Origin of the sequence: Pseudomonas sp. HN2-3 (genome assembly GCF_020691745.1) — a bacterium.
GTDB classification, from domain to species: Bacteria; Pseudomonadota; Gammaproteobacteria; order Pseudomonadales; family Pseudomonadaceae; genus Aquipseudomonas; species Aquipseudomonas capeferrum.
This window is the reverse complement of sequence record NZ_CP085704.1, coordinates 654,723-680,007: the sequence shown is the minus strand read 5'-3', so window position 1 is coordinate 680,007 and position 25,285 is coordinate 654,723. Positions and strand designations below refer to the sequence as shown.

The 25,285-nt window shown below is 65.1% G+C and carries 21 protein-coding genes and 1 pseudogene; 15 read left to right on the top strand and 7 right to left on the bottom strand.

The window, feature by feature from the left end:
- Window positions 1–27: 27 nt before the first annotated feature.
- On the top strand, window positions 28–225 hold the full coding sequence (locus LJX93_RS03060) for a hypothetical protein (RefSeq protein ID WP_033703362.1): 198 nt from the start codon (window positions 28–30) through the stop codon (window positions 223–225).
- On the opposite strand, the gene LJX93_RS03055 is transcribed toward LJX93_RS03060, so the two are convergent.
- Both LJX93_RS03055 and LJX93_RS03050 read right to left on the bottom strand, forming a co-directional pair.
- Window positions 176–1,357, bottom strand: a complete 1,182-nt coding sequence (locus tag LJX93_RS03055; protein WP_033703364.1) for a multidrug effflux MFS transporter — start codon at window positions 1,355–1,357, stop codon at window positions 176–178. The two genes, LJX93_RS03060 and LJX93_RS03055, sit on opposite strands and share 50 nt — an antisense overlap.
- A 103-nt stretch (window positions 1,358–1,460) precedes the next feature.
- Window positions 1,461–1,658 carry a heavy-metal-associated domain-containing protein gene (locus tag LJX93_RS03050; RefSeq protein ID WP_033703365.1) on the bottom strand — a complete coding sequence of 66 codons (198 nt, stop codon included), beginning with the start codon at window positions 1,656–1,658 and terminating at the stop codon, window positions 1,461–1,463.
- A gap of 142 nt (window positions 1,659–1,800) precedes the next feature.
- On the opposite strand from LJX93_RS03050, the gene LJX93_RS03045 reads away from it, so the two are divergent.
- The 5 genes and pseudogenes from LJX93_RS03045 (at window position 1,801) to LJX93_RS27415 (ending at window position 7,161) form a co-directional block, all read left to right on the top strand.
- The gene (locus LJX93_RS03045) at window positions 1,801–2,187 is read left to right on the top strand and encodes a hypothetical protein (protein ID WP_186660708.1); all 387 of its coding nucleotides are present in this window, start codon (window positions 1,801–1,803) and stop codon (window positions 2,185–2,187) included.
- Between the two features lie 52 nt (window positions 2,188–2,239).
- Window positions 2,240–4,639 carry a heavy metal translocating P-type ATPase gene (locus LJX93_RS03040; protein ID WP_033703367.1) on the top strand — a complete coding sequence of 800 codons (2,400 nt, stop codon included), beginning with the start codon at window positions 2,240–2,242 and terminating at the stop codon, window positions 4,637–4,639.
- Window positions 4,636–5,046 (top strand): Cu(I)-responsive transcriptional regulator, encoded by a 411-nt coding sequence (cueR, locus tag LJX93_RS03035; RefSeq protein ID WP_227696743.1) that lies wholly within the window; start codon window positions 4,636–4,638, stop codon window positions 5,044–5,046. Before LJX93_RS03040 ends, cueR begins: the two co-directional genes overlap by 4 nt.
- Before the next feature lie 171 nt (window positions 5,047–5,217).
- Window positions 5,218–6,255 (top strand): annotated as a pseudogene (locus LJX93_RS27420) (cache domain-containing protein); the annotation flags it as partial.
- 138 nt (window positions 6,256–6,393) lie between these two features.
- Complete coding sequence (locus LJX93_RS27415; RefSeq protein ID WP_371921802.1) at window positions 6,394–7,161, top strand: methyl-accepting chemotaxis protein; 768 nt, start codon at window positions 6,394–6,396, stop codon at window positions 7,159–7,161.
- Window positions 7,162–7,225: 64 nt separating this feature from the next.
- Here the strand turns inward: LJX93_RS27415 and LJX93_RS03025 are convergent, their stop codons facing one another.
- Both LJX93_RS03025 and LJX93_RS03020 read right to left on the bottom strand, forming a co-directional pair.
- Window positions 7,226–8,005, bottom strand: a complete 780-nt coding sequence (locus LJX93_RS03025; protein ID WP_033703371.1) for an AraC family transcriptional regulator — start codon at window positions 8,003–8,005, stop codon at window positions 7,226–7,228.
- Window positions 8,006–8,076: 71 nt separating this feature from the next.
- Window positions 8,077–9,354: an acetyl-CoA C-acetyltransferase gene (locus tag LJX93_RS03020; RefSeq protein WP_186666271.1), complete on the bottom strand. Its 1,278-nt coding sequence runs from the start codon at window positions 9,352–9,354 to the stop codon at window positions 8,077–8,079.
- Between the two features lie 118 nt (window positions 9,355–9,472).
- Here LJX93_RS03020 and LJX93_RS03015 point away from each other — a divergent pair, with 118 nt between their 5' ends.
- From LJX93_RS03015 to LJX93_RS02980, 8 genes are all read left to right on the top strand, one after another.
- Window positions 9,473–10,837: a 3-oxoacyl-ACP reductase gene (locus LJX93_RS03015; RefSeq protein ID WP_047583500.1), complete on the top strand. Its 1,365-nt coding sequence runs from the start codon at window positions 9,473–9,475 to the stop codon at window positions 10,835–10,837.
- Window positions 10,838–10,839: 2 nt separating this feature from the next.
- A complete protein-coding gene (locus LJX93_RS03010; RefSeq protein WP_033703373.1) occupies window positions 10,840–11,691 on the top strand; it encodes a MaoC family dehydratase in 852 nt (283 codons plus the stop codon).
- 87 nt (window positions 11,692–11,778) lie between these two features.
- The gene (locus tag LJX93_RS03005; RefSeq protein ID WP_033703374.1) at window positions 11,779–12,084 is read left to right on the top strand and encodes a MazG-like family protein; all 306 of its coding nucleotides are present in this window, start codon (window positions 11,779–11,781) and stop codon (window positions 12,082–12,084) included.
- Window positions 12,081–12,830 (top strand): methyltransferase, encoded by a 750-nt coding sequence (locus tag LJX93_RS03000; RefSeq protein WP_033703375.1) that lies wholly within the window; start codon window positions 12,081–12,083, stop codon window positions 12,828–12,830. The genes LJX93_RS03005 and LJX93_RS03000 overlap by 4 nt, the downstream gene beginning before the upstream one ends.
- Before the next feature lie 22 nt (window positions 12,831–12,852).
- Window positions 12,853–13,488 (top strand): DUF4136 domain-containing protein, encoded by a 636-nt coding sequence (locus tag LJX93_RS02995; protein ID WP_227696742.1) that lies wholly within the window; start codon window positions 12,853–12,855, stop codon window positions 13,486–13,488.
- A 19-nt stretch (window positions 13,489–13,507) separates the two neighbouring features.
- Window positions 13,508–14,077, top strand: a complete 570-nt coding sequence (locus LJX93_RS02990) for a DUF4136 domain-containing protein (protein WP_095065365.1) — start codon at window positions 13,508–13,510, stop codon at window positions 14,075–14,077.
- A gap of 194 nt (window positions 14,078–14,271) precedes the next feature.
- A complete protein-coding gene (locus tag LJX93_RS02985; protein WP_033703378.1) occupies window positions 14,272–14,742 on the top strand; it encodes a prepilin peptidase in 471 nt (156 codons plus the stop codon).
- A gap of 119 nt (window positions 14,743–14,861) precedes the next feature.
- Window positions 14,862–15,638 carry a response regulator transcription factor gene (locus tag LJX93_RS02980; RefSeq protein ID WP_162525125.1) on the top strand — a complete coding sequence of 259 codons (777 nt, stop codon included), beginning with the start codon at window positions 14,862–14,864 and terminating at the stop codon, window positions 15,636–15,638.
- Between the two features lie 41 nt (window positions 15,639–15,679).
- Here the strand turns inward: LJX93_RS02980 and LJX93_RS02975 are convergent, their stop codons facing one another.
- Both LJX93_RS02975 and pbpC read right to left on the bottom strand, forming a co-directional pair.
- Window positions 15,680–17,353: a ShlB/FhaC/HecB family hemolysin secretion/activation protein gene (locus LJX93_RS02975; RefSeq protein ID WP_227696741.1), complete on the bottom strand. Its 1,674-nt coding sequence runs from the start codon at window positions 17,351–17,353 to the stop codon at window positions 15,680–15,682.
- 93 nt (window positions 17,354–17,446) lie between these two features.
- Window positions 17,447–19,801 (bottom strand): peptidoglycan glycosyltransferase PbpC, encoded by a 2,355-nt coding sequence (gene pbpC / locus LJX93_RS02970; protein WP_227696740.1) that lies wholly within the window; start codon window positions 19,799–19,801, stop codon window positions 17,447–17,449.
- 77 nt (window positions 19,802–19,878) lie between these two features.
- Here pbpC and LJX93_RS02965 point away from each other — a divergent pair, with 77 nt between their 5' ends.
- A complete protein-coding gene (locus LJX93_RS02965; RefSeq protein WP_033703383.1) occupies window positions 19,879–20,172 on the top strand; it encodes a hypothetical protein in 294 nt (97 codons plus the stop codon).
- Between the two features lie 186 nt (window positions 20,173–20,358).
- Here LJX93_RS02965 and LJX93_RS02960 read toward each other — a convergent pair whose 3' ends face one another.
- The gene (locus LJX93_RS02960; protein ID WP_047583496.1) at window positions 20,359–25,269 is read right to left on the bottom strand and encodes an alpha-2-macroglobulin family protein; all 4,911 of its coding nucleotides are present in this window, start codon (window positions 25,267–25,269) and stop codon (window positions 20,359–20,361) included.
- Window positions 25,270–25,285: the final 16 nt, after the last annotated feature.

Genomic DNA, 25,285 nt, shown 5'->3' with positions numbered 1-25,285 from the left:
TCTCAACACCATTGGAGGTATGCCGCGATGAAAATTGTCGTCAGTGCGTCGAGCCGCAACCCGATCTGCCCCTGGCAGGTTCAGCTCGACCAACACGTGGTCAGTTTCCGCAGCGAGGCCGAAGCACGTGCCTTCGTCGCCACCTTGGAAACCCGCCTGCAGGCGCCCCACCCGCTTACGCAGGCCGCCTGGCCTGCAAGCGCCGGGTCAGCAGCGCGACACTGACCACCAGTGCCCCGCACAGGCTGATCACCAGTGTCATCGGCACCGCACTGCCATCGTGCAACAACCCGACCAATGCCGCTGCGCCCGCGGCGACGCTGAACTGCAGGCAGCCCATCAATGCCGAGGCGCTGCCTGCCCGTGCGCCCTGCCCACTCATGGCGCAGGCCGAGGCATTGGGGATGATGCAGCCCAGGCTTGCGATGCACACGAACAACGGCACCAGCAGCGGCCACAATTGGCTCGGCCGCAGCGCGGCAACGCCAAGCAACAGCAAACCTGCGGCCAGGTACATCCACACTGCGCGCACCAGCAAGAAAGCCGGGCCACGCTTGGCCAGCAAGCGTGCATTGACCTGCGCCACGAGGATAAAACCCGCCGCATTGGTGCCGAACAACCAGCCGTAATGCTCGGCAGGCACGCCATACAGCTTGATGAAGACGAAAGGCGAGCCGGCGATGTAGGCAAACATACCGGCAATGGCAATACCACCGGTCAAGGCATGGCCGAGGAACACCCGGTCATTGAGCAGGCGCAGGTACTGGCGCAACGCCCCCGACAGCGGTTGGCGCGGCATGTCCGCCGGCAGGCTCTCCGGCAGGCCCAGGCTGACCGCCAGCAGGCAGGCGGCACTGAACAGGCTCAGCACCAGGAAGATCGACTGCCAGCCCGCCAGGTTCACCAACACCCCGCCCAGCATCGGCGCGAGGATCGGCGCCAGGCCCATCACCAGCATCAGTTGCGAAAACACTTTGGCCGACGCCACCGGGTCGCACTTGTCACTGACGATCGCCCGCGACAGCACCATCCCGGCGCAGCCGCCCAGCGCCTGGACGAACCGCGCCAACACCAGGGTATCGAGGTTGGGGGCATAGGCGCACGCCAGCGAGGCCAGGGTAAACAGTGTCACGCCAAACAGCAGAGGCTTGCGCCGCCCGAAGCGGTCGGCCACCGGGCCATACGCCAACTGGCCGATGGACAGGCCAAGGAAGTAGGCGGCCAAGGTGGTCTGGACGTGTTTTTCATCGGTGGCGAAAGCCTGCGCCATGGCCGGGAAGGCGGGCAGGTAAAAGTCGATCGCCAAAGGCCCGAACGCACTCAATGCGCCCAGGATCAGCACCATTCGCAGGTTCATCAGGAATCCATAGCAGGCTAAGCAAGTGCGTAAGTCTACCTGCTAAGGGCTCCATCAGCATGAAAACATTTGCAACAAAAGGGGCACCAAGCGCCCCTGGGCATCAGGCCACTTCGGCTTGATAACCCTCGTCACGGATCGCCGTGAGGATCTGCTCTACCGCCATCGCACTCTGCACCCGCACCTGCTTGCCCGCCAGGTCGACCTCGACCTGAGCCGCGGCATCTTGCGCCTGCACTGCCCGGGTCACTGCTTTGACACAATGGCCACAGGTCATGCCTTGTACATTGAACACTTGCATGGGGTTACCTCCTTCAGGTTTTGACGCAGTTTCAAGCTTGCCATCGGGTCAAGGTCAAGCCCTTGCAAGCGCCCGGGCTGGAAATCCGCGCTCACGTCGGCCAAGCTGCGCCTTTGACGATCAGGCAAGCAGGAGATTTTTCATGTTCAGGGCAGCATTGGGCGTCGTCGGGCTTTTGAGCGCGCTGGCTGCGGTGCCACCGGCCAGCGCCGAGGGCAACTCGGACTACAGCGTATTGATCATCTCCCGGGAGCGCCTGGAAGTGGCCACCAGTTGCGAAATTGGCGTCTACCTCAACGACCAGCTTTCCGGGCGCGTGTTCCAGGAGCAGTCCACCTCCTTCAACCTGCCACCCGGCCCAGTGGATGTGCGCCTGCGCCTACTGCCAGGGCAAGCGCCCGGTTGCGCTGCGGGTATCGAAGACCAGCGCAGCACGCGTTTGAACCTGCAGGCGGGCCAGATCAACAAATACCGGATTGCCATGGGTCACAATGGGCTGGAATTGAAGCGCGCCGGCCTCGGCTATTGACCTTGCCTACGTGGCAAGGTTGATGCTGGAGGCCAATCCAAGGAGGACAGCCATGCCCGCATCCACCACGTTCGACCTGCCGATTTCCGGCATGACCTGCGCCAGCTGTGCCGGCCGGGTCGAGCGCGCCCTGCGAAAGGTCGACGGCGCTGAACAGGTCAGCGTCAACCTTGCCACCGAACAGGCCCGGGTCCAGGCTCCGGCCAGCAGCCTGCCGGCCTTGCTCGACGCCGTGCGTGAAGCCGGCTACGGCGTCCCCACCCGCACCGTCGAGCTGCAGATCGGCGGCATGACCTGCGCCAGCTGCGTCGGCCGTGTCGAACGCGCGCTCGGCAAACTGCCCGGGGTCGAGCAGGTCAGCGTCAACCTGGCCAGCGAACGCGCGCACCTCGAGGTGCTCGCGGCCCTCGACGACAGCCTTTTGATCAACACCGTGGAAAAGGCCGGCTATAGCGCCAGCCTGCCGCATGCGGGCAAGAATGAGCAGGGCGATGCCCAGCGCCGCCTGCGCAACGAACGCCTGGCCGTCGCTGCTGCCCTGCTGCTGGCCCTGCCGCTGGTGTTGCCGATGCTGGTGCAGCCCTTCGGCCTGCACTGGATGCTGCCCGCCTGGGCGCAGTTTGTGCTGGCAACGCCCGTGCAGTTCATTCTCGGTGCGCGCTTCTATGTGGCGGCCTGGAAGGCCGTGCGTGCCGGTGCCGGCAACATGGACCTGCTGGTGGCCCTGGGCACCAGTGCCGGCTACGGCCTGAGCCTGTACCAATGGGCACAAGCCCCGGCCGGCATGGCGCCACACCTGTACTTCGAAGCCTCGGCCGTGGTCATTGCCCTGGTCTTGCTGGGCAAATACCTCGAAAGCCGCGCCAAGCGCCAGACCGCCAGCGCCATCCGCGCCCTTGAAGCCCTGCGCCCCGAACGCGCGGTGCGCGTGATAGATGGCCGTGAGGAAGATGTGGCGATCGCCCAGTTGCGGCTCGGTGACCTGGTAGCGGTCAAACCCGGTGAACGGTTCCCGGTCGATGGCCAAGTCGAGGAAGGCAGCAGCCACGCCGACGAGGCCCTGATCAGCGGCGAGAGCCTGCCGGTGCCCAAACAACCTGGCGACCCCGTTACCGGTGGCGCCATCAATGGCGAAGGTCGGCTGCTGGTGCGCACCCAGGCACTGGGTACCGAAACCGTGCTGGCCCGCATCATCCGCCTGGTCGAAGATGCCCAGGCGGCCAAGGCGCCCATTCAGAAGCTGGTGGACCGGGTCAGCCAGGTCTTTGTCCCGGCCGTGCTGGTGATCGCGCTGGTCACCCTGGTTGGCTGGTGGCTGGCCGGCGCCCCGCTGGAAACCGCGCTGATCAATGCGGTCGCCGTGCTGGTGATCGCCTGCCCCTGTGCGCTCGGCCTGGCCACGCCGGCGGCGATCATGGCCGGCACCGGCGTGGCCGCCCGCCACGGCATCCTGATCAAGGACGCCGAGGCCCTGGAGCGTGCCCATGCGGTCAACCGGGTGGTCTTCGACAAGACCGGTACCCTCACCTCCGGCAGCCCCCGGGTGGTCCACAGCCAGGCGCTGGTCGGCAGCACCGCCGAGCTGCACCGCTTGGCCGGCGCCCTTCAGCGCGGCAGTGAGCACCCGTTGGCCAAGGCCGTGCTGGATGCGTGCGCCGAACAGCAGTTGGAGGTGCCTGCGGTGGTCGACAGCCAGTCGCTGACCGGGCGGGGTATCGCCGGGCAAGTGGAAGGCCGTGATCTGGCCCTGGGCAATCGCCGCCTGCTTGATGAAAGCATGTTGCAACCCGGTGGCCTGGCCGCCAAGGCCCACGCCTGGGAAGCCGAAGGCCGTACGCTGTCGTGGCTTGTCGAGCGCGGCGCACAACCCCGGGTGCTGGGCCTGTTCGCCTTCGGCGACAGCCTCAAGCCGGGTGCTGCGCAGGCTATCGATACCCTGCACGCACAACACATCAGCAGCCACCTGCTGACCGGCGACAACCGCGGCAGCGCCAAGGTGGTTGCCGACGCCCTCGGCATCGACGACGTGCACGCCGAAGTGCTGCCAGCCGACAAGGCCGCCACGGTGACGGCGCTCAAACAGGACGGCGTGGTGGCGATGGTAGGCGACGGCATCAACGATGCCCCGGCCCTTGCCGCGGCCGACATCGGCATCGCCATGGGCGGTGGCACAGATGTGGCCATGCAGGCCGCCGGCATCACCCTGATGCGCGGTGACCCCCGCCTGGTACCGGCCGCCCTGGAGATCAGCCGCAAGACCTACGCGAAGATCCGCCAGAACCTGTTCTGGGCGTTCATCTACAACCTGGTCGGTATCCCCTTGGCCGCGCTGGGTTACCTCAACCCGGTGCTGGCCGGCGCCGCCATGGCCCTGTCCAGCGTCAGTGTGGTCAGCAATGCGCTATGGCTGAAGACCTGGAAACCCACCAGCAGCGCCCAGGAGGCTCCATGAACATCGGCCAGGCAGCCCGCCGCAGCGGGCTCAGCACCAAGATGATCCGCTATTACGAGTCCATCGGCCTGCTCAAACCGGCCACCCGCAGCGACAGCGGCTACCGCCTGTACCAGCCAGAAGACCTGCACAGCCTGGCGTTCATCAAGCGCTCGCGCGATCTGGGGTTTTCCCTGGAAGAGGTCGGCAAACTGCTGACGCTCTGGCAAGACCGCCAGCGCGCCAGTGCCGACGTCAAGGCGCTGGCCATGCAGCATATCGACGAGCTGAACCGGCGCATCGAAGAGCTGGTGAGCCTGCGCGATACCCTCGGCGATCTGGTTTCCCACTGCCAGGGGGATGAGCGGCCGGACTGTCCGATCCTCAAGGATCTGGCCAACGGCAAGGTGAGCGAATGTTACCGCTGAGCCGCGCGGCGAGGCTTTGGTATGCCATATTCGCCTAAACACGACCGAATCATCGCCTGCTGCGACATTCCCTAATAAATACGGGCATTTGCCTTCATCTAATCCCGGGCGCTGCCGATGCAGTAACTACCTGCCTCGTGTGTCGACAATATAAAAATTCCGGGAGCGTCGATGAGCATCAAACAGAAACTGACCTGGGCATTCGCGGTCATCGCCGGCTTGCCCATCGTTCTCGTGGCCACCTTGGTGGTCCTCAACCTGCGCGGCGAAGCCCGCGATGGATTCCTCGACAGCAGCAGCCGGGAAATTCGCCAGGTCAGCAACGCGATGAACATCTTCTTCCAGGGCATCAACCAGAACGTCGAATACCTGGCCTCGCAACCGATGATCGCGGCTACAGGCAACAACCTGAACAAGTTCATGAGCGCCAACCCGTCATATGAACTGGGCGATCAGGACAAGCAAGTGCTCGAATTCTTCACCCGCCTGGCCGATTCGCACCCGGGTTACGCCTACCTTTCCTACGGTGTGAGTGACGGCGGCTATGTCGGCTGGCCGGCGGGGCAGAAGTTCGTCAACTACGACCCGCGCCCTCGCCCCTGGTACCAGCTGGCCATGGCCAACCCAGGCAAGACCCTGCGTACCGGCGCCTACTACTGGGCTGCCGACGACGCCGTGCTGGTGAGCACCGTGCGCGCCGTGGCCAACCAGCTTGGCAACCCGGGCGGCGTGGTCAACATCGACGTTTCGCTCAAGGGCCTGACGCAGATCGTCCAGCAGATCAAGCTGGGCGAAAGCGGCTACCTGATGCTGGTGGAAAACAACGGCAACGTGATGGTCGACCCGCGCGATGCCAGCCACAACTTCAAGCAACTGGGCAGCTTCGGCGACGGCTATGCCGCCCTGGCCAAGGCAGGTAAAGGCCTGGTCGAGGTCGAGCTGAACGGCGTGCGCTACATGGCCAACATCTACCCCGACGAACAACTGGGCTGGACCTTCATCGGCCTGATCGAGCAGAGCGAGGTGATGCAGACCACCACCCGCCTGACTTGGCTGATCGGCACCATCGCCCTGGTGCTGGCAGCACTGTTCGCCGTGGTGGGTGCGGCCTTCGCCAAGCTGATCGTGCGCCCGATCAACAGCGTTACCAGCGGCCTGGAAGACATTGCCCAGGGCGAAGGCGACCTGACCCGCAACCTGGAAGTACGCGGCCGTGACGAAACCGCCCAGCTTGCCAACTGGTTCAACCAGTTCCTCGGCGCGATTCGCAGCCTGATCCAGCACATCGGCGCTGCAGCCAGCAAGATCCTCAGCACCTCCACCAGCTCGACCCAGGTGTCCAACGACATGGCCGAGGCTGCCGGGCGCCAGCGTGAAGCCGTGGACATGGTTTCCACCGCTTTCCACGAAATGGTCGCCACCGCCAACGAAGTCGCCCGCTCCTGCAGCCAGGCGGCGCAGTCAGCCGACAGCGGCCAGCAGCAGGCCCGTGAGGGCCAGCAGCAAATCGATGCGGCGGTGCACAGCGTCGATCGCCTGAGCCAGGAAATCGAGCAGTCGGCCCAGTCGATCCAGCAGCTGGAGCGCGACAGCAACGCCATCCAGTCGATCCTCGGCACCATCCGCTCGATTGCCGAGCAAACCAACCTGCTGGCGCTCAACGCCGCGATCGAGGCCGCCCGCGCCGGTGAACAGGGCCGCGGCTTCGCCGTGGTTGCCGACGAAGTGCGGGCGCTGGCCAAGCGTACTGCCGACTCCACCGCCGAGATCGACGGCCTGCTGGGCAACCTGGCCAGCCGCACTGCCGAAGTCGCCGAGCAGATGCACGCCAGCCTGGAAGTGTCGCAGCAGTCGGTCAGCCGCATTGGCCTGGCCCGCGACAGCTTTGGCCAGATCCGTGAGTCGGTGGATGTGATTCGCGACATGAACACGCAGATCGCCACGGCCGCCGAAGAGCAGCACCAGGTAGCCGAGGACATCAACCGGCACATCAGCCAGATCCACGGCGATGCGCAATTGGTGGCCGAACTTGCCCAGGCTGCGCGGCAGGACTCACAAAGCCTGGCAGGGCTGTCCAACGAACTGGATGCACTGGTGCGACGCTTCCGCACCTGATCGGCCAACCGGCCTCTGTTACCGGCCTCTGGGGTTCACCTAGGCCGGTACAGGGCGCTGGAGGTTAAAACTTCAGCTCCCCCGGCGTCGCCCCGAACAATTGCTTGAACGCTGCGATGTAAGCCGAGGTCGAGTCATAACCGCAGCCCAACGCCGCCTCCGTCACGTTATCCCCCGCCTCCAGCAACGCCAGCGATGACAACAGCCGCATACGCTGCCGCCAATTGCGAAAACTCAACCCGGTCTCCCGCTGAAACAGCCGCATCAGCGTCTTTTCCGAACATGCCAATTGCTGCGCCCATTGCTGCAGGGTCTGTGGCTGGTCTGGCGCGGCGATCAGGCCATTGCACAGCGCCAGCAACCCGGGATGGCGTGGCAGCGGCAACGAAAAGCCCACCTCTGGCAACGTGCGCAACTGGTCGAGCAGCACCGCGACCAATCGCGCCTCGGCGCTGTCCCCTTCCGGGTAGTCTGCCGGGAGCAGGCAGAACTGCTTGATCAACTCCCGCGCCAACGGCGTCACCTCCAGCACCCGGCAGTGCTCCGGTGCCCACGGACAGGCATCGCGGCGAACGTACAGGCTGCGCATTTCGGCCTGCATCGATGTCACCACCTCGTGTTCGGCATCCGCAGGCACCCACACGCCCCACTGGGGGGGCGCGAAATAGCTGCCTTCGCGGGTGTATACACCCAGCACGCCGCTGATGGCGTAGGAGAACTGCACCCAATCGTGCTGATGGCGGGTGGTCCAGGAGCCGGCACCGAGGCTTTCGGCGCGGGCATACAGCGGCCTGGGCAGATGGTCCAATGCGGGGATGGGCCGTGGGTGTCCGATGATCGGCATGGCGGTTTCTTGTAGTTCTGATCGGACAAGCCTAACAGCTGGGGGGATGACTGTGGCGCCCTCCCGCAAGATCACCGCTCGACGATAACAGTCACCCCCTGCCCACCCGCCGCACAGATCGAGATCAACCCGCGCCCCTTGCCTGCCGTCGCCAGCAGCTTGGCCAGGTTGGCCAGCACCCGCCCTCCCGTCGCCGCGAACGGATGCCCCGCCGCCAACGAACTGCCCTTGACGTTGAGCTTGCTGCGATCGATCGCGCCAAGCGCTGCGTCCAGCCCCAGCCGCTCACGGCAATAGTCCGCGTCCTCCCAGGCCTTGAGCGTACACAACACCTGGGCAGCGAACGCTTCGTGGATTTCGTAGTAGTCAAAGTCTTGCAGGGTCAGGCCATTGCGCGCCAACAAGCGCGGCACCGCATACACCGGCGCCATCAACAGGCCTTCGCGGCCGTTGACGAAATCCACCGCAGCGGTTTCGCCGTCCACCAGATAGGCCAGCACCGAGAGCCCCTGTTCCTGCGCCCAGGCTTCGCTGCCCAGCAGCACCAGCGAAGCACCGTCGGTCAACGGTGTGGAATTGCCTGCCGTCAGCGTGCCCAGGCCGCTGCGGTCGAAGGCTGGCTTGAGCTTGGCCAGTTGTTCCAGGGTCAGGTCCGGGCGCAGGTTGTTGTCACGGCCCAACGCCAGAAATGGCGTGAGCAGGTCGTCCTGCCAACCTTCGGCATAAGAAGCTGCCAACCGTTGATGGCTGAGCAAGGTCAGTTCGTCCTGTGCACTGCGCTCAATCTGCCAGGCCTGTGCCATTCGCTCGCAATGCTCGCCCATCGACAGGCCTGTGCGCGGCTCGCCATTGCGGGGTAACTCAGGTTTCAGGTGGCCAGGGCGCAATTTGAGAAAAGGTTTGAGCCGTTCAGCCAGGCTTTTGCCGCGGTTGGCCTCCAGCAGGATGTGGCGCAACCCTTCGTTGACGGCAATGGGCGCATCGGAGGTGGTATCCACGCCGCCCGCAATGCCGCTGTCGATCTGCCCCAGGGCAATCTTGTTGGCCACCAGCAGTGCAGCCTCCAGCCCCGTGCCGCAGGCCTGCTGGATGTCGTAGGCCGGTGTGCGCGGCGACAAGCGTGAACCGAGCACGCATTCGCGGGTCAGGTTCATGTCACGCGAATGCTTGAGCACCGCGCCTGCCACCACTTCGCCCAGCTGAAGCCCATGCAAGCGGTAGCGCTCGATCAGGCCCTCGAGGGCGACGGTCAGCATCGCCTGGTTGCTGGCGGTGGCGTAGGCGCCATTGGAGCGGGCGAACGGGATTCGGTTGCCGCCCAGGATCGCGACCCGGCGAGGTGAACGCATGCGCATGTTCCTCCTGAAACAATTTAAACCGTACAGCCTAGGTGTTTTTACCGCATTCGAACGACCTTGCCACAAAGTTGGTCCACACTTTCAAGCTTGCCTTCAGGGAGACCCACTCATGAGCGATCGCTACCTCGGCTTTGCCAACTCCAACCTCGGCCGCCGCCTTGTGGACGCCCTTGGCCTGCCACACCCGGCCCCGCTGGAGCGCTGGCAGGCCGGCCGCCTGCGCCCGGTGGAGGGCGCCCTGGTAATCGGGGGCGGGCCATTGACAAGCCGGGTCGAGGCCATCGCCCCGCGCCTCACCGACGAACTCTACAGCTTCAATGCCGAAGGCTTGCAGGCACAGGCCTGGGTGGCGGGCCTGGGGCCGAAGCTAAAGGCCGTGGTGTTCGATGCCACTCATCTGTCCGACAGCGACGAATTGAAGCAGTTGCGCGAATTCTTCCAGCCATTGCTGCGCAGCCTGGCGCCTTGCGCCCACGTGGTGATTCTCGGCCGCGCCCCGGAGAGCCTCGACGACCCACTGGCCAGTGTCGCGCAACGTGCACTCGAAGGTTTCAGCCGCTCGCTGGCCAAAGAGCTGCGCAACGGTGCGACCGCGCAGCTGCTGTATCTCGCTGAAGGTGCCGAAGACCAACTGGAAGACCAACTGGAAGGTGCACTGCGTTTTTTCCTCTCGCCCAAGAGCGCGTTCATTTCTGGCCAGGTCCTGCGCCTTGAAACCTGCGCCAGCCAGGTCGAGGATTGGACCCGCCCGCTTGGCGGCCGTCGCGCCCTGGTGACCGGTGCGGCACGCGGTATCGGCGCGGCCATCGCCGAAACCCTGGCGCGCGACGGCGCTGAAGTGGTGCTGCTGGATGTGCCGCAAGCGCGGCAAGACCTCGAAGCCCTCGCCGCGCGGCTAGGCGGCCAGGCGCTGGGCCTGGACATCTGCGCCAACGACGCAGCAGCGCAACTGCTCGAAGCACTGCCTGGGGGTATCGACATCGTGGTGCACAACGCAGGCATCACCCGTGACAAGACATTGGCCAACATGACCCCGGAATACTGGGACGCCGTGCTGGCGGTAAACCTCAAGGCGCCGCAGGTGCTCACCCAGGCGTTGTACGACGCTGGCGCGCTCGGTGACAACGCGCGCATCACCCTGCTGGCCTCGGTCAGCGGCATCGCCGGTAACCGTGGGCAGGCCAACTACGCGGCGAGCAAGGCCGGGCTGATCGGCTTCGCCGAAGCCTGGGCGCCAAAGCTCGCCGAGCGCGGTGCCAGCATCAATGCCGTGGCCCCCGGCTTCATCGAAACGCACATGACCGCCGCCATGCCCATGGGGCTGCGCGAGGCCGGGCGCCGCTTGAGCTCACTGGGCCAGGGCGGGCGGCCACAGGATGTTGCCGAGGCCATCGCCTGGCTCAGCCAGCCGGGTTCCGGTGCGGTCAATGGCCAGGTCCTGCGGGTCTGTGGCCAGGCACTGATGGGAGCCTGACCATGAGCAGACATTGGCACGACCTACACGCCCCGGACTCACGCGCCAGCCTCTACCTGCGCGCGGCCAGCAAACGCAAAATCAGCGGCGACAGCCTGCCGGACACAGGCCTGCGCTGCGTCATTCGGGCCCAGCCCGACAACCTTGCGGCCTACCGCCGGCTCTGCCACTTCACCGACGATGGCCGCTTGCCGGGCACTTATCCACATGTCATGGCCTTCCCCCTCCAGTTGCAGCTGCTGACCGGCCACGACTTCCCCTTCCCACTGCTCGGGCTGGTGCATCTGTATAACCGCATCGAGGTGCTGCGCCCCCTGGGTGGCATCGATGGGTTACGGTTTGCGGTGTACGCCGACAACCTGCAACCTCATGCCAAGGGCGGCACCTTCGACCTGATCACCGAAGCCGAAGATGGCCTGGGCCTGCTCTGGCGCGAAACCAGCCGCATGCTGGTACGCGGGCTGCACCAGGAAGGCCAGGCGAGTGAGCTGGCAGAACGCGAACCGGGCCCACTGGCAGAGGCGAGCCGCTGGTATGCAGACAGCGATATCGGCCGGCGATACGCCAAGGTGTGCGGGGACTACAACCCCATCCACCTGAGCGCCGCCAGTGCGCGACTGTTCGGGTTTCCCAAGGCCATTGCCCATGGTATGTGGAGCCAGGCCATGGCGCTTGCGGCGTTGCGCGGGCACCTGCCGAACAGTGGCTATGGCTTCGAGGTGGATTTCCTGAAGCCGGTGCGGTTGCCATCGGAGGTGGTGCTCAGTGCCAGTGAGGCCGGGCCCGCAGGGGAACTGCGGCTGGATGGGCATGGCGAGTTGCTGCACATGCTCGGCCGTTGGGACCAGCTCTAGGCCGTGTGGCGGCTGCGCAGCCGCCCCCGAATCCTCTTGCTTTGCATCGGACCTGCGCCGAAGCTATGCGGCATTAGGAGAGCCCCGATGAACCTGCAAGAACTCACCGAACGCCTGCACAAGATCCGCGACAACAACGACTGGCGCGGCTTCCACAGCCCGAAGAACCTGGCCATGGCCGCCAGCGTCGAAATGGCCGAGCTGGTGGAAATCTTCCAGTGGCTGAGCGAAGACCAATCCCGCCAGTTGCCCGCCGACAAACTCGCTCACGCCGGCCAGGAGGTGGGCGATGTGGTCCTCTACCTGTTGCTGCTGTGCAGCGAGCTGGGCCTGGACATGGACCAGGTGGTACGGGCCAAACTGGCCGACAGCGAGAGGCGCTTCGCGCGATGAACGACCGTCACTTCGATGAACTGGCCACGCGCTTCGCGGAAAAGATCTACGGCGGTGCCAAAGGTGCAATTCGCCTGGCCGTGCTGCAAGCCGACCTGGCCGAAACATTGCCCGACCGCCCGCTGCGCATTCTCGATATCGGCGCAGGCCTGGGCCACATGGCCCTGTGGCTGGCTGAGCGCGGCCACCAGCTGACCCTGGCCGAGCCCGCCGCGCCCATGCTCGACGGTGCCCGTGCGCGCTTTGCCGAAGCGGGCCAGACGGCCACCTTCATCCAGGCGCCGTGGCAGGACCTGCTCGGCCAACTCACCGAACCCTACGACCTTGTGCTGTGCCACGCTGTGCTTGAATGGCTGGCCGAACCCGAAAGCATCCTGCCCGTGCTGCATCAGCTGACCGCGCCCACCGGGTGGCTTTCGCTGGCCTTCTACAACCGCGACGCGCTGGTCTATCGCAACCTGCTCAAGGGCCATTTCCGCAAGTTGCGCAGCAACCGCCTGGAAGGTGAAAAGCAGAGCCTGACCCCACAGAAACCACTTGATCCACGTGAGCTCAAGGCGCAACTTGAGCCTATGTGGCAGGTCGAAAGCCAGAGTGGTGTCAGGGTGTTCCACGACTACATGCCCAAGGAGTTCCAGGCCAAGGCCGAACTGCTCGACCTTCTGGAAATGGAGCTGGCCCACCGCAGGCACCCAAGCTTTGCCGGGCTCGGTCGCTACCTGCACTGGATCTGCCGCCCCCGCTGACCCCGCCCGCCGGGAGGAATACATGCCGTACCGTCTGTTGTGCCTGGCCCTGCTGCCCCTCGCCTTGGCTGGCTGCCAGGGCAGCAACCCGTATGTCGCCAGCGGCCGCCCCATACCGCCCGCGCCTGCTGCGGCTGCCACCACCTTCGACGCCAGTGCCTACCCGGCACCGGCCCGTGACTATGGGCACTATCGCAGCTGGAGCTGGCGTGGCGGCCAGTTGCCCAGCGGCACGGCCAATGCCGACCCGGCGCAACTGGCCGATGCCATCAGCGGCGCGCTCGACCAGCATGGCCTGCGCCCGGCACGGGGCAGCACCGGCGATCTACTGGTAAGCGCCGACATGCGCCTGGAAAAACGCCTGCGCCAAGTGCGCGACTATGACACCTACGACCCCTACTACGGCTCCTACCCCTACGGGGGCGTCGGTTATGGCGGCTACCGCAATGGCTACGGTGCCTATGCCAGCGCACCGATCGTGCGTACCTACGAGGTCGAGGTAATGGTGGTGCGCATCGATCTGTTCGACGCGCGCAACGGCCAGCCGGTGTGGAGCGCCAGTGCTGAAAGCAATAGCGACAAGGACTCGCCGCGTGATCGCGAAAGTGCCTTGCGTGATTCTGTGCACAAGGCGCTCAGCGGCTATCCTCCCAGTTAACGTCTACCGGAGAACCATCATGTTGCGCCGTCTCGTTCTACTGTCATTTGCGCTATTACTTGCGGCCTGCTCCAGCAACAACGTCCAGCATGATTTCGACGCCAGCCGCGATTTTGCCGCCTACCGCAGTTGGGCGTGGCAAGAACCCGGCTTGCAGTACCGCCCGGACGACCCCCGAATCAAGAGCGACCTGACCGAGCAGCGCATTCGCCAGGCGGTTGCCGGCCAGCTCGACCAGCGTGGCCTGCGCCCGGTGCAGGGCACGGCACGGCCTGACCTGAACGTACGCACGTACCTGATCGTCGAACAGCGCCAGCAACAGATCACCACCAACTACGGCGGTGGGTGGGGTGGCTACTGGGGCGGCTACTGGGGCGGCCCGATGTACAACGAAACCCGCAGTGTCGACTACAAGGTCGCCACCATTCAGGTCGACATGTTCGATGGGCGTGACGGCAAGCTGGTGTGGCGTGGCAGTGCCGAACAGATCATGAACAACTACCCGCCAAGCCCGGAGGAACGCAATACCGCCATTCACAATACCGTGGCCAAGGTATTGGCCAACTACCCGCCGGGTAGCAAGAAGTAGCAGTTAGCGGGAGCGGCCTTGCATTGCGATAGGGCCGCCCCCAAAAGCGCTGTGCCAACCGCGACATAATCCATTTCGACCACGCCTTTTTTCGTTGCCAACTGCACTCCCCTGCACGTTCCCGTCTATCTTCAGTTAAGGAAACCTGACTGACCGGGTAGAAGTGTTCAACAATTAGGGAAGGCGACCTGCCAATGCAAAGCATTGTTCTCTTGATGTGGCTTGCCTTGTGCTCCGAACAGGATGTGCGTCAACGCCAGATATCCAACCTGCTAACACTCGGCGTCGCGGCCTGCGCCCTGGCTTGGCTGTTCGCTACCGGCCACAGCTGGATCGGCGCCGAGGCCAGCGACGCCGGTTGGGCGCTGGCCATCGTCATGCTGCTGACCCTACCCGGCTACATGCTCGGGCGCTTCGGTGCCGACGACGTCAAGCTGATGGGCGCACTGGCCCTCGCCACCAGCCCTCAGTATGTACTCGGCACCTTCATCGGGGCGGGCGTCACGGTGCTGCTGTGGCTGCTCACCCGTCGCCGGTTGTGGACCCTGCTCAACCCCAAGGTAAAGAAGCGCTTGCAGGCCCTCACGGAGCAGATGGGCGACAAGCAGGCCTTCGTGCCCTACGTATTGGCAGGCTTTCTTCTGACAGCGGTATGGATCCAATAATCACATCTGTGGTCCGATAACTTGTACGAGCCTTGTACAGACTCGCAAACTACGACTACTTTTAAGCTGCCAGAGCGTCTGGCCCGGGAGCAGGGCCGCTTACGAACAGGGAGTTGATCGTGAACAAGCCGTCGAGTGAAGTGAAGGTATTGGTGGTCGATGACCAGCCATTGATCGTCGAGCAACTGTGTGAATTTCTCGAAAGCCAAGGTCACCCTTGCGTCCCTGCCAATTCCACCGACCAGGCCATTGAGCGCTACCTGGCCGATCAAAGCATTGGCCTGGTGGTGTGCGACCTGCACATGCCGCAGCGCGATGGCATCGAACTGGTCCGCGCACTGAAGCAAATTGCCGGCAGCAAGCGCATGTTCGAAGCGATCATGCTGACAGGACGTGCGGAGAAGCAGGATGTGATCCGCGCCTTGCGCGCAGGTTTTGCCGACTACTACCAAAAGCCCATGAACCTCGACGAACTGCTCGAAGGCGTTCGCCGCCAAGAGCAGGCATTGCTGGAACGCCAGCGCAACCTCAGGGAACTGGGCGGCCTGAACCAGCGCCTGCAAGACCTGGCATCGTCCGTTGACGAGCTCTACCACGACCTTGAGAAGGCCCGCGGCCAGGGTGTGCATCGGCGTGCCAATGATGTCGAGGAAGGCGAAAGCGAGCTGCCAGCGGTGTTCGAGAAGCTGTCGCCGCGCCAACTGGAAGTGGCGCGGTTGGTCAGCAAAGGCAAGACCAATTACCAGATCGCCTGCGAACTGGGCATCACTGAAAACACCGTGAAACTCTATGTGTCCCAAGTGCTGCGCCTGACCCACATGCACAACCGCACGCAACTGGCGCTGGCGCTGACGCCGAGTTCTTCACCGGTGCATCAGCGCTTTACCGCACATTGATCGCGAACGCCGGTGTTGCGTAGGGGCGTATCGAGCGGGGTTCATTGCATCTGATAAGTGAAGCTGAGCGTCACGCGTGGCGTTCGGCTCAGGCTGTCCAAGGCAGCATCCGCCAGAGGTTTCGCTACTTCCACAGCAACATCGAAATAACGCCCATCCCCCAGCCGCAGCCCCAGCGCAGCAGACGCCATCCGGGCATCCTCGACCTTGCCGGCGTTGTACCAGGCACGCGCTGCATCGAGCACCGCATAAGGCTGCACCACCTTAAGCCAGCCGCCGCTGTGCCGAACGCTGTAGTTGAGCTCGTACGCCACACCCCAGCCCTTGTCCCCTGCTGCCTGGTCACGGGGGTAACCACGGCCGAAACCCTGCCCACCAAACACCGCCCGTTCGCTGTCGGGTAGTTTGTCGTCGCTCCAGTACAGGGCGCCCGACACCACCCCCTGCCAAGCGTCGAACAGGGTATCGCTCTGCAACCCCGAAAGGCGCAACCGCAAGAAGTCGAGGTCATAGTCGGCGTCGCTGCGCGCGCCGAGGTAATCCAGGCCTTGATAGACCCCGGCACTGACGATCCGCAAGCGGCGAGCCTCGGCCTTGCGCCAGTTGCCCTCGAAGGACAGCGCCCGTACGTAGTTGTCGTATTCGCGCACCTGCAAACGCCCCGCAGGCCGATCTTCGAGATGCTCGCTGACCGCGTAGAAGCGCCCCGTCACCGTCAGCCACTCATCCGGCCTGACGATCAGTGGTTGACCAAGGCCTACCGAATAACGCTCGCTTTCCCGCTTCTGGGTGAGATCGCTGCCGTCATCCAGGCGGATACGGGTGCCCGGTATGCTGCGATAGCGCGAAGCAGATACCAGCAACTGGCTGCCTTCGGCGTCCAGGTACTGGCTGTAAGCCAAACGCTGGTAATGGGCCTGATCATCCCCGGGAGGCAGCAGCAGGCTTGCCTGGAACTGTTCGGCATAGCGGGTCTGGGCATTGCTGGCCACGGTGAACAGCGCCTGGGTGTCCTCACGGCTGCCATCGTTTACGGTAATGCCAGCGGCAAACGGCCTACGCTGCGCGTGCACCGTCAGGTGAGCGGCACCCTCAGGCGAATGCGCCGCGGTCAGTTCGGCGCCTAGCGCAACGCCCGGAATGCGTTCGGCAATGCCGATGTAGCGCTCCAGCGTTTCACGTGTGAGCGGCCGTTCGGCTTGCAAACGCTGAAGCAACTGCTCCAGGTAACGGCGGGCCGAACCGATGTCGCCTTGCAGCCGGTAGCCTTGGATATAGCCCTCCACCAGCACCACCTGGATGCGGCCGTCTGCGACATCCTGCGGTGGCAGGTAGGCATACGAGAGCAGGTAACCGTCCTGCCGATAGCGTTGGGTGAGGCGCTCGGTGAACTGTTGCAACTCGCCCAGCGTGATCTCGTGCCCTATCAGCGGCTGGTAGTGGTCGCGCAGCTCGCTCAGGGGGAACACCGTGCCGCCCTCGAAACGCACCTTGTGCAACACCAGCCGGGTGTCCGCAGGTGCCCAACCAGCAATATTGGCATCTGACAGCGCCAGCCGCAGCGGCGAAGTGTCGGGGCGGTAGGTGTCTATTGGCAGGTTGGCGGCAGGCAGCCGACGCTCGTTTTCATGGCTGTCGAGAAACACCGGCAACGCCTCTGCCTGGGCCAGCAGGGCCCAAGGCAGCAATAACAGGGGCACGACCAGAGGACGCATAGGACGCTCCATGATCCCTCGGGTACCGCGGCGCCAGCCGGTCACACCCGTCACTTGCAAAGCGTAGGTGCTGGCCCGGCAATCGTCGAACGGCTACTCGCTGACCTGAAACGCCACCCGCGCGGTCTCGCCACTTTCATCCAGCGCGCTGAGCTCGATCTGCCCAGCGCGTTCGAAGCGCACCAGCAGGCTGTCCTGGCCCAGGGTCTCGCCCAACGGCTGGCCATTGAGGAACCACCAGCGCCGTCCACCCCCGCCAAGGGCAGAAACGTGCAACTGCAACGGCTCGCTGCTGGTTGCCGGGCGGCGCAGGTTGTCACCCGGGCGTACACCGACGATTGAAAGAGGTGGCGCAGTCGCCGGTGCCTGCGGTGGGCAGGTCGGGTCGACTGCCGGCAAGCGCGCCGCACGCCGTTCGACGCGGGGAAGCCACGGCTCCAGCGGCGCAGGCCAGAGGGCGATGTCACGTACCTTGGCCCCCAGGCAGCTGCCATCGACGCGCTGCCCTTGCGCATTGACCCAGACGCGCTCGCGCAAGCCCATCCCCAGCGGTTGGTCGGCTGCCTGCAAGGTCGGCGGCGTGGTGCCGTCGAGTGTCCAGGCAAAACGCTGGCGACGGCAGTTGGGGTCTTGCCGATTCATCGGCTGGCCCAGCGGCCAGCAGATGGCTGCCACGCCGATGGTATCGGGCACCTGCTCGACCGGCACGCGGATACCGCGCTGGGCGTCGCGGTTGCTCAGCAGGTCATGCACCTGAAGCATCAACGGCGCCGCCGAGGCCAGGCCGAACTGCCCAAGTACTGGCGTGCCGTCAGGGCGGCCGATCCAGACACCGATCAGGTAGCGCGGCCCGACGCCGATCGACCAGGCATCACGGAAGCCATAGCTGGTACCGGTCTTCCAGGCCAATTGCGGGCGCTGCACCAGCTCGGCGTGCGGGTCACGGTCCGGACGCGCCTGGCCACTGAGAATACGCCGGATAATCCACGCCGCCCCTGGCGACAGCAGGCGCCGCTCCAGCAACGGCTCCTGGGGCTGCAGGCGGATGCGCGCACTGTTGCCGGCTCGGGCGAAGGCCGCATAGCCGCCGACCAGGTCTTCCAGGCGGCTGCCCGCACCGCCGAGGATCAGCGACAGGTTGGGCTCGGCCAGGGGCGGCAGCATCAGCGGCACGCCGGCCACACGCATCTGCGCCGCGAAGCGTTTCGGGCCATAGGCTTCCAGCAACTGCACCGCCGGCAGGTTGAGCGACAGGGCCAAGGCCGAACTGGCCGACACCGGCCCGCTGAAACCCATGGAGAAGTTGCCAGGCCGATAATCGCCGTAGCGCCTGGGCACATCCTGCAGCAGCGATTCGGAGTGGATAAGCCCGTCGTCCAGCGCCATGCCGTAAAGGAACGGTTTGAGCGTCGAGCCGGGCGAGCGCAAGGCGCGCACCATGTCGACATGGCCGTAGCGTCGCTCATCGGCCAGGTCGATCGACCCCAGGTAAGCGCGCACCGCCATGGTCTGTGCATCCACCACCAGAATCGCCGCCGACGTGCGCTCCGGCAGGCGTGCACGCCAGCCTAGCAGCAGGTCTTCGAGGCGCCTTTGCAGGGCCGCGTCGAGTGTGGTGCGAATCAGTGGCGGGCTACCGGCGGTGTTCAGCCGCCGCGCCAGCAACGGCGCCAGGGCCGGCTCTTGCCGCGGCGCCAGCAGTAAGGGCTCTTCGGCGGCCTCCTTGAGCTGCTGGGCGGGCCAGACCTGGTACTCGGCCAGCCGTTGAAGCACCTTGTCGCGCGCACGCTGGGCACGTTCGGGATGGCGGTCCGGGCGCAGGCGGCTGGGTGCCTGGGGCAGCACCGCAAGCAGCGCCGCCTCGGCAGGTGTCAGGTGCTTGGGCGACTTGCCCAAATATGCCCAACTGGCAGCCGCCACCCCCTGCAGGGTGCCGCCAAAGGGCGCGCGGTCGAGGTAGATCTGCAGGATTTCGCGCTTCGACAGGTGCCACTCCAGCTGCGCCGTACGCCATAACTGGCGCAGCTTGCCGGCCAAGGTGCGGTCATGCGGGTCGAGCAGGCGCGCCACCTGCATCGACAACGTACTGCCGCCCGACACCACGCGCCCACCGCGCAGGTTCAGCCAGGCCGCGCGGGCCAGGGCCAGCGGGTTGACCCCGGGGTGGCGATAGAACCAGCGGTCCTCGTAGGTCAGCAGTGCCTGCAGGTACAGCGGCGAGACCTCATCCGGGCTGACCGGATAGCGCCACACGCCCTCGGCGTCGGCAAAGCGCCACAATGGCGTGCCGTCTTCGGCCAGCACTACCCGCGCCAGGTCGTCGCCTGGCATGGGCAGCGGCCAGATACGGTCAGCCAGCCACAGCAGGCCGACAGCCAGCACCAGAGTGATGACACCGGCACGGGCAATTCTGCCCGCTCGCGTGCGCGGCCACGCTAAGCTTGGCATCGGGAACCGACTTGGCCAACTGATGGCCAAAGGCTTGGAAACGGCAAACTCGCCGACGTGTCGATCAGGAAGCAACTATGCATGTAGAAGGTTTTTTCGAGTGGCTGGGCCAGGCACTGGGTTCGTTGATCCGAGTTATCGTCGACGCATTGAGCGGGCTGTTCAACCTGCTGGCCAATGCCGGGGGCAATTTCATCGATGGCCTGGCGCGCACGCTGGGCATGGACACCTCGCTGGTCAGCATCCTTGCCCTGGTGGTCGGCCTGATGCTGCTGTACTCGGCCATCCGTGCCTTCATGCGGGCGTCGATCATCCTCGGGATCATCTGGCTGGTGCTGGGGTTGTGGGTGATGAGCTGGGTGATTCACTGAGGCCCTGCCGCCCCTCGCTTTGATGTGTTTTTTGGGTGTGTGTAGGAGCGGCCTTGCGTCGCGAAAGGGCCGCAGAGCGGCCCCAGGATTTCGGCGTTAACCTTGATATCGCTGGGGCCGCGCTGCGGCCCTTTCGCGACGCAAGGCCGCTCCTACAACAACCCAAGCACGCGGGGCAGCAGTGGCTTAGCGGGCGTTGACGGTCATCTCGCCCTGCCCCTCGCCCACGGCCTGCAGGTTCGGCCGGTACATCGACTCGACCTGCGGCGGCGGCACGCGATAGGTGCCCGGCGTTACCGCCCGTGCCAAGTACAGCAGGTGCGTGGTGCTATAGCCATCGAGTTTGAGCGCGGCCACATAACGGTCATCACGGTACTCCTGATGCACCACGCTGGCATTCTGCATCGACTCACGCCACTCCTTTACCGCGCTGCTGGCGTTGTCCAGGCTGGCGGCGCTCTGTGCCAGGTTCTGGTTTTCCAGCTCCAGCCCCGCCGGCAGCAAATCGACCACCAACGCATCCGGCACACGCTCTTTGGCCTTGAGCGCCAGGTGCACCAACACCAGGTCGCCACTGCGCAGGTTGTGCAGGTCCAGTGGTTGGCCGTTCATGCCCAGGTACTCGCGACGAATCTCCATGCCATTGCCGCCAGCCGATGGCGCCTGGCGTGGGTAGCCAGAGAGGGTCAGCTGCTGGTAAAGCGTTTCGCTGCCTTCGTTTTGCACCGTCAACGGCGAAGCCAACAACGGGCCTTCGAGCTTCAGGCCCGACGCTGCGTTGTCGAGCTCGCGGATTTCGCCTGCGCTGTCCAGCCGCGCCTGCCACTTGCCCTCCGGCTTGCCGAGCAAACCACGGCCGGCAAGGAACAGCGCGTTGCGTTCCTGAGTCGACAGCCAGCGGTTGGCCGCCAGCTCGTCAGACAGCGCGAACAAGCGTTGGTCGACCTGGTTGCTGGCCAGGTTGCTTTCCTGCAACAGCGCCAGGATCAACGCTTGGTCACGCAGGGTGCTGCCGTAGTCAGCCATCCAGCCCTTGCTGCGGCTGATGCCCAACCCGGCTTGCAAGGCCTGCTCGGCGCGCGGCTTGTCGCCCATCTTGTCCAGCGCCACGGCCAGTTGCACCAGCGGTAGACCCGAGCGGGCGTCGGCGCGGCGTTCGAACAGCCCGCGCAAGGCGCCCAGCGGTGCCTGCTGGTTGCGCGACAATACCAGCGCAGCATAGGCCTGCACGGCGAAGCGGGTATGGTCGGCGCTCTCGCTGTAGTCGACCTCGATCAGGTTGCGTTCCTGCAGGTAGCGCAGCAGGCGTTCGTTGGCTTTCTTCAGCGCTTCGGCCGGCACGCCGTAGCCCTGGTCACGGGCACGCAGCAGGAAGTCGGTGACATAGGCGGTCAACCAGTACTCCTCCTCGCTGTCCGAGCTCCACAGGCCAAAGCTGCCGTTGTAACGCTGCATGCCCAGCAGGTGCTCGATGCCCATCTCGATCTTGCGTTTGCGCACATCGGCCGGCTCGCCCTTGATGCCCAGGCGCTTGAGGCTCTCGGCATCGGCGTACAGCGACGGGTACAGCCCGCTGGTGGTCTGCTCAAGGCAACCATACGGGTAGGCTTCGAGGGCACGGATCTGTTCGGCCAGGTTCAGCGGCGGCCGGCTCGACACCACCAGGCTGGCTTCAAGGCCCGCCGGTTCGAAGGCCGCCAGGTCAGCCTCGGGCAACGCCCATGGCTGGTCCTTCAGCGCCACCCGGTAGTGCTTGAGCATTGCCGGGTAGGCCGGGCGCACGCCCAAGGTCCACTCACGCTCGAAGGCCGTGGCCGGCTCGTTCGGCAATTGCAGGCCATTGACGCGCACCTTCACCTTACCCTGGCCCAGACCACCCTGGGCCTGCACCGGGATCATCAGCGTGGACCGCTGGCCTTCAGCCAGGGCAACGCTTTGCACAGCGCTGGTGGCCAGGCTCAACTGGCCTTCGGTGCTGATTTCGACATTCAGTTGCTGGGCTTGGCCGGACAGGTTGGCCAGGTCCAGCGCCAGGCTGGTGCGGTCGCCGCCGGCGAGGAAGCGCGGCGCCGAGAGTTCGGCGATCAACGGCGCGGCGACCACGGTCTTGCCCTCGGCCATGCCGAAGTGATCCTCGGTCCAGGCCTGGGCCATCAGCCGCAGCTCGCCGTTGAAGTCGGGGATGTCCACCGTGGCCTGGCCTTCGCCCTTGTCGTCCAGGGTCACCGGCAGGCTCTGCTGCGCGACGATGGTCACCGTGGTGTTGGGGCGTTTGCCACCCTTGGCCATGGCGGCGTCACCGCCGAATGCCAGGCTGGCCAGACGGCCCTGGCCGGCTTCGATCAACTGGCCGTAGATGTCCAGTTGGTCAGCGCCATAGGCCTTGCGACCGAACAGGCTGGCGAACGGGTCGGGGGTCTTGAAGTCGGTGATGTTGAGGATGCCCACGTCAACCGCAGACAACAGCACATGCACCTGTTGCCCCGCAGCGGGTGCACTGCCATCGGCCTTGGCCACCTTGAACTTCACCGTCAGCGGCTGCTTGGGGCGCATTTTTTCCGGTGCCTGCAGGCTGACCGCGAGCTTGCGCTCGGCCCGGTCCAGCGGCAGGTGCAGCACGCCCACGGCGCGTTTAGGCGTGGCATTGGCCTTGCGCTCGCCGGGGCGAATTACCAGGGCGCTGATGTACAAGTCGTGGCGTGCCCATTGTTTGTCCAGTTGCACGTCGAAGGTCTTGCCCTCGGCCGGCACGTCGATTTCCTGCCACCACAGCGGGCCATCGCTGGACTCGATCATCAGGTAGCCGCTGCCGGCTGCCGGCGGCGTTACCGTGACCTTGGCCGAGGCACCATCGGCGTAGGAGGGTTTGTCCAGGGCCAGCTTGACCTGGTCGGGGCGCACCGCGCCGCCTTCGGCGTTGTCCTGGGCGCGGTAGCCGGCCCAGAAGCGCTCGCTGGAGACCAGGCCGGTTTCCGGGTCTTCGACTTCGACCCGGTAAGGGCCCCACTCGACCTGGAACGACAATTTGGCGGTCGAGCCGGCCTTGACGCTGACGGTCTGCTCGCTCTGGGTGAGGAATTTCTCGTTGAAGTTGTAGCTCCAGCCGTCGCTCTGCGAGTAGTTCCAGTAGTAGTCACGGCGTTCGCGGATCAGCCGCACCTTGAGGTCGTTGGCCGCAAGCTTCTTGCCGTCACGGTCGGCGACCAGGAACTCGAATTCCACCGGGCCGTCACTGTCGGTCTCCTCACCCTCGAACAGCCCACGCAGGCCAGGCAAGCGCTCGGCCGGCCAGATCGGCTGTTCCAGGCGACGGGTGATCGGCCTGCCACCGGACTCCTGCAGGCTCGCCTGCACGGTCAGTTGCAGCGGCGAGCGGGCTTCGGCCCAGCGGCTTTCGATATCGACCACCGCCTTGCCGGCCTGGTCGAGGGTGACCTCGTCCAGCTCCAGGTCCTGGTTCAGCTCGGTTTCGGTGACCGAGCCGAACTGGTAACCCGGCAGCGCCGGCACTGCTTCGCGCAACGGGCGCACGTAGGCCTGGCCACTCAGGCGATTACCTGCGGCAGGTGCGCCGTAGAGGTAGCGGCCATCGACCTGGATGTGCGCATCCTGATCAGGCGCAAGCGGCGTGCTGCTGCCTTTGAGCTCCAGCGCCAGGCGCTCGGGGAGGAAGTCTTCGACAAGAAACTCGTAGACCTGCTTGCGCCCGCCCCCCAAATCGAGCAGCAATTGCCAGCGACCGGTCGGTGCTTCGCTGGCCAATTGCAACTGGTACTGGTACAGGCCATTGCCATCGGCCTCCCAGACAAACTTGCGGCTGACCTGCTCATCGGGGCGGCGTACTTCCACGCTGACGGGCTGGGCCTTGACCGGCTTGCCATCCTGATCGCGCAGCAGGCCGTTGAGCAGCACGGTCTCGCCGGGGCGATACAGGTCGCGGGGGCCGAAGATGAACAGTTGCAAAGGGTTGGCCTGAGGGCCGGTGATGTCGAATTCGGCCAGGTCCAACGCTGCGGTGTTCAGGCGCAGCAAGGTGGTGTGCACGCCCTGGGTGGCAATCAAGGTATCGGCCTTGGGCGTGATCGGCAGCTGGGCGTGGCCTTCGCCATCGGTCTTGGCCTGGGCCAACAGCTTGCCCTTCTCATCGTGTATCTCAAGGTTGACGTCCTGCATCGCCTTGCCCCCTTCCAGGGCCTGGGCGAACACGTCGAGGCGGTCGCGGAAGCGGTGCGCAGAGACGCCGATGTCGCTGAGGCTGAACAGGGTGGCCGGCTGCGAATAATCGTAAGTGCCAGAAGCACGCATCACCGCCAGGTACACACCCGGCGCCTGCAGCGGCTTGATCCCGGCGATCGGCAGCAACACGGTCTCGCGGGTGTTGCGCGCCGGGTTGAGGTCGAAACGGCCACTGTAGACCAGCTCGGCCATGGCCAGGGTTTCTTTGGACTGGTAGGAATACAGGCTGCTGTTGCGCCCCCAGTTGACCAGGAAGGTCGACAGCATCTCGGGCTTCACGCGGAAGAATTCGACATCGACCTTGTCGACGTTGAGGGCGATCACCGGCAGGCCTTCGGCCAGGCGCGTGGGCAGCAGCGAGCCGCGGCTGGCAAAGCCGATGGTCGGCTGCATGTCGCGGGTTTCCAGGCGGGTCACCGACTCGCTGTCGAGCTGCTGGCCGTTGACCGCCAGCAGGCCTTTGTCGACGGTCAGCACCAGCTTGCGCTGCGGCTCGAGGTGGCGCAGGCGCAGCTCCATCTGGTTGTCGGAGAGTTCCCAGGCACCATCGACCTTGCCTTTGACAGTGTCGACCAGGTGCAGCTTGGCGGCAAAGTCCTGTTTGGCATCCAGCGGCGCCGAGAAGCTGATCGACAACGCGCTGGCGCCATCGAGCTGCACTTCCGAGACATCCAGCACCGTCAGCGCGCGGCCCTCGTAGCGCTTGGCGAGCACGGCGGGGTCCTCGCGCTTGGCCGGTTGCACCTCGGCGGGCGTGGTGGCTGCCGGTTTCTCAGCCGGCGCCGGTTTGTCCGGCGCAGATGAGTCACAAGCACTGAGCAACGCCAGCGCGCAGGCCAGCAACAATCCTTTGTTGAACATGGTGTGGGAACTCTTT

Coding starts and splice junctions, on each gene's coding strand:
- LJX93_RS03060 (WP_033703362.1), top strand. CDS start 28: ATGAAAATTGTCGTCAGTGCGTCGAGCCGCAACCCGATCTGCCCCTGG.
- LJX93_RS03055 (WP_033703364.1), bottom strand. CDS start 1,357: ATGAACCTGCGAATGGTGCTGATCCTGGGCGCATTGAGTGCGTTCGGG.
- LJX93_RS03050 (WP_033703365.1), bottom strand. CDS start 1,658: ATGCAAGTGTTCAATGTACAAGGCATGACCTGTGGCCATTGTGTCAAA.
- LJX93_RS03045 (WP_186660708.1), top strand. CDS start 1,801: ATGTTCAGGGCAGCATTGGGCGTCGTCGGGCTTTTGAGCGCGCTGGCT.
- LJX93_RS03040 (WP_033703367.1), top strand. CDS start 2,240: ATGCCCGCATCCACCACGTTCGACCTGCCGATTTCCGGCATGACCTGC.
- cueR (WP_227696743.1), top strand. CDS start 4,636: ATGAACATCGGCCAGGCAGCCCGCCGCAGCGGGCTCAGCACCAAGATG.
- LJX93_RS27415 (WP_371921802.1), top strand. CDS start 6,394: ATGGCCGAGGCTGCCGGGCGCCAGCGTGAAGCCGTGGACATGGTTTCC.
- LJX93_RS03025 (WP_033703371.1), bottom strand. CDS start 8,005: ATGCCGATCATCGGACACCCACGGCCCATCCCCGCATTGGACCATCTG.
- LJX93_RS03020 (WP_186666271.1), bottom strand. CDS start 9,354: ATGCGTTCACCTCGCCGGGTCGCGATCCTGGGCGGCAACCGAATCCCG.
- LJX93_RS03015 (WP_047583500.1), top strand. CDS start 9,473: ATGAGCGATCGCTACCTCGGCTTTGCCAACTCCAACCTCGGCCGCCGC.
- LJX93_RS03010 (WP_033703373.1), top strand. CDS start 10,840: ATGAGCAGACATTGGCACGACCTACACGCCCCGGACTCACGCGCCAGC.
- LJX93_RS03005 (WP_033703374.1), top strand. CDS start 11,779: ATGAACCTGCAAGAACTCACCGAACGCCTGCACAAGATCCGCGACAAC.
- LJX93_RS03000 (WP_033703375.1), top strand. CDS start 12,081: ATGAACGACCGTCACTTCGATGAACTGGCCACGCGCTTCGCGGAAAAG.
- LJX93_RS02995 (WP_227696742.1), top strand. CDS start 12,853: ATGCCGTACCGTCTGTTGTGCCTGGCCCTGCTGCCCCTCGCCTTGGCT.
- LJX93_RS02990 (WP_095065365.1), top strand. CDS start 13,508: ATGTTGCGCCGTCTCGTTCTACTGTCATTTGCGCTATTACTTGCGGCC.
- LJX93_RS02985 (WP_033703378.1), top strand. CDS start 14,272: ATGCAAAGCATTGTTCTCTTGATGTGGCTTGCCTTGTGCTCCGAACAG.
- LJX93_RS02975 (WP_227696741.1), bottom strand. CDS start 17,353: ATGCGTCCTCTGGTCGTGCCCCTGTTATTGCTGCCTTGGGCCCTGCTG.
- pbpC (WP_227696740.1), bottom strand. CDS start 19,801: ATGCCAAGCTTAGCGTGGCCGCGCACGCGAGCGGGCAGAATTGCCCGT.
- LJX93_RS02965 (WP_033703383.1), top strand. CDS start 19,879: ATGCATGTAGAAGGTTTTTTCGAGTGGCTGGGCCAGGCACTGGGTTCG.
- LJX93_RS02960 (WP_047583496.1), bottom strand. CDS start 25,269: ATGTTCAACAAAGGATTGTTGCTGGCCTGCGCGCTGGCGTTGCTCAGT.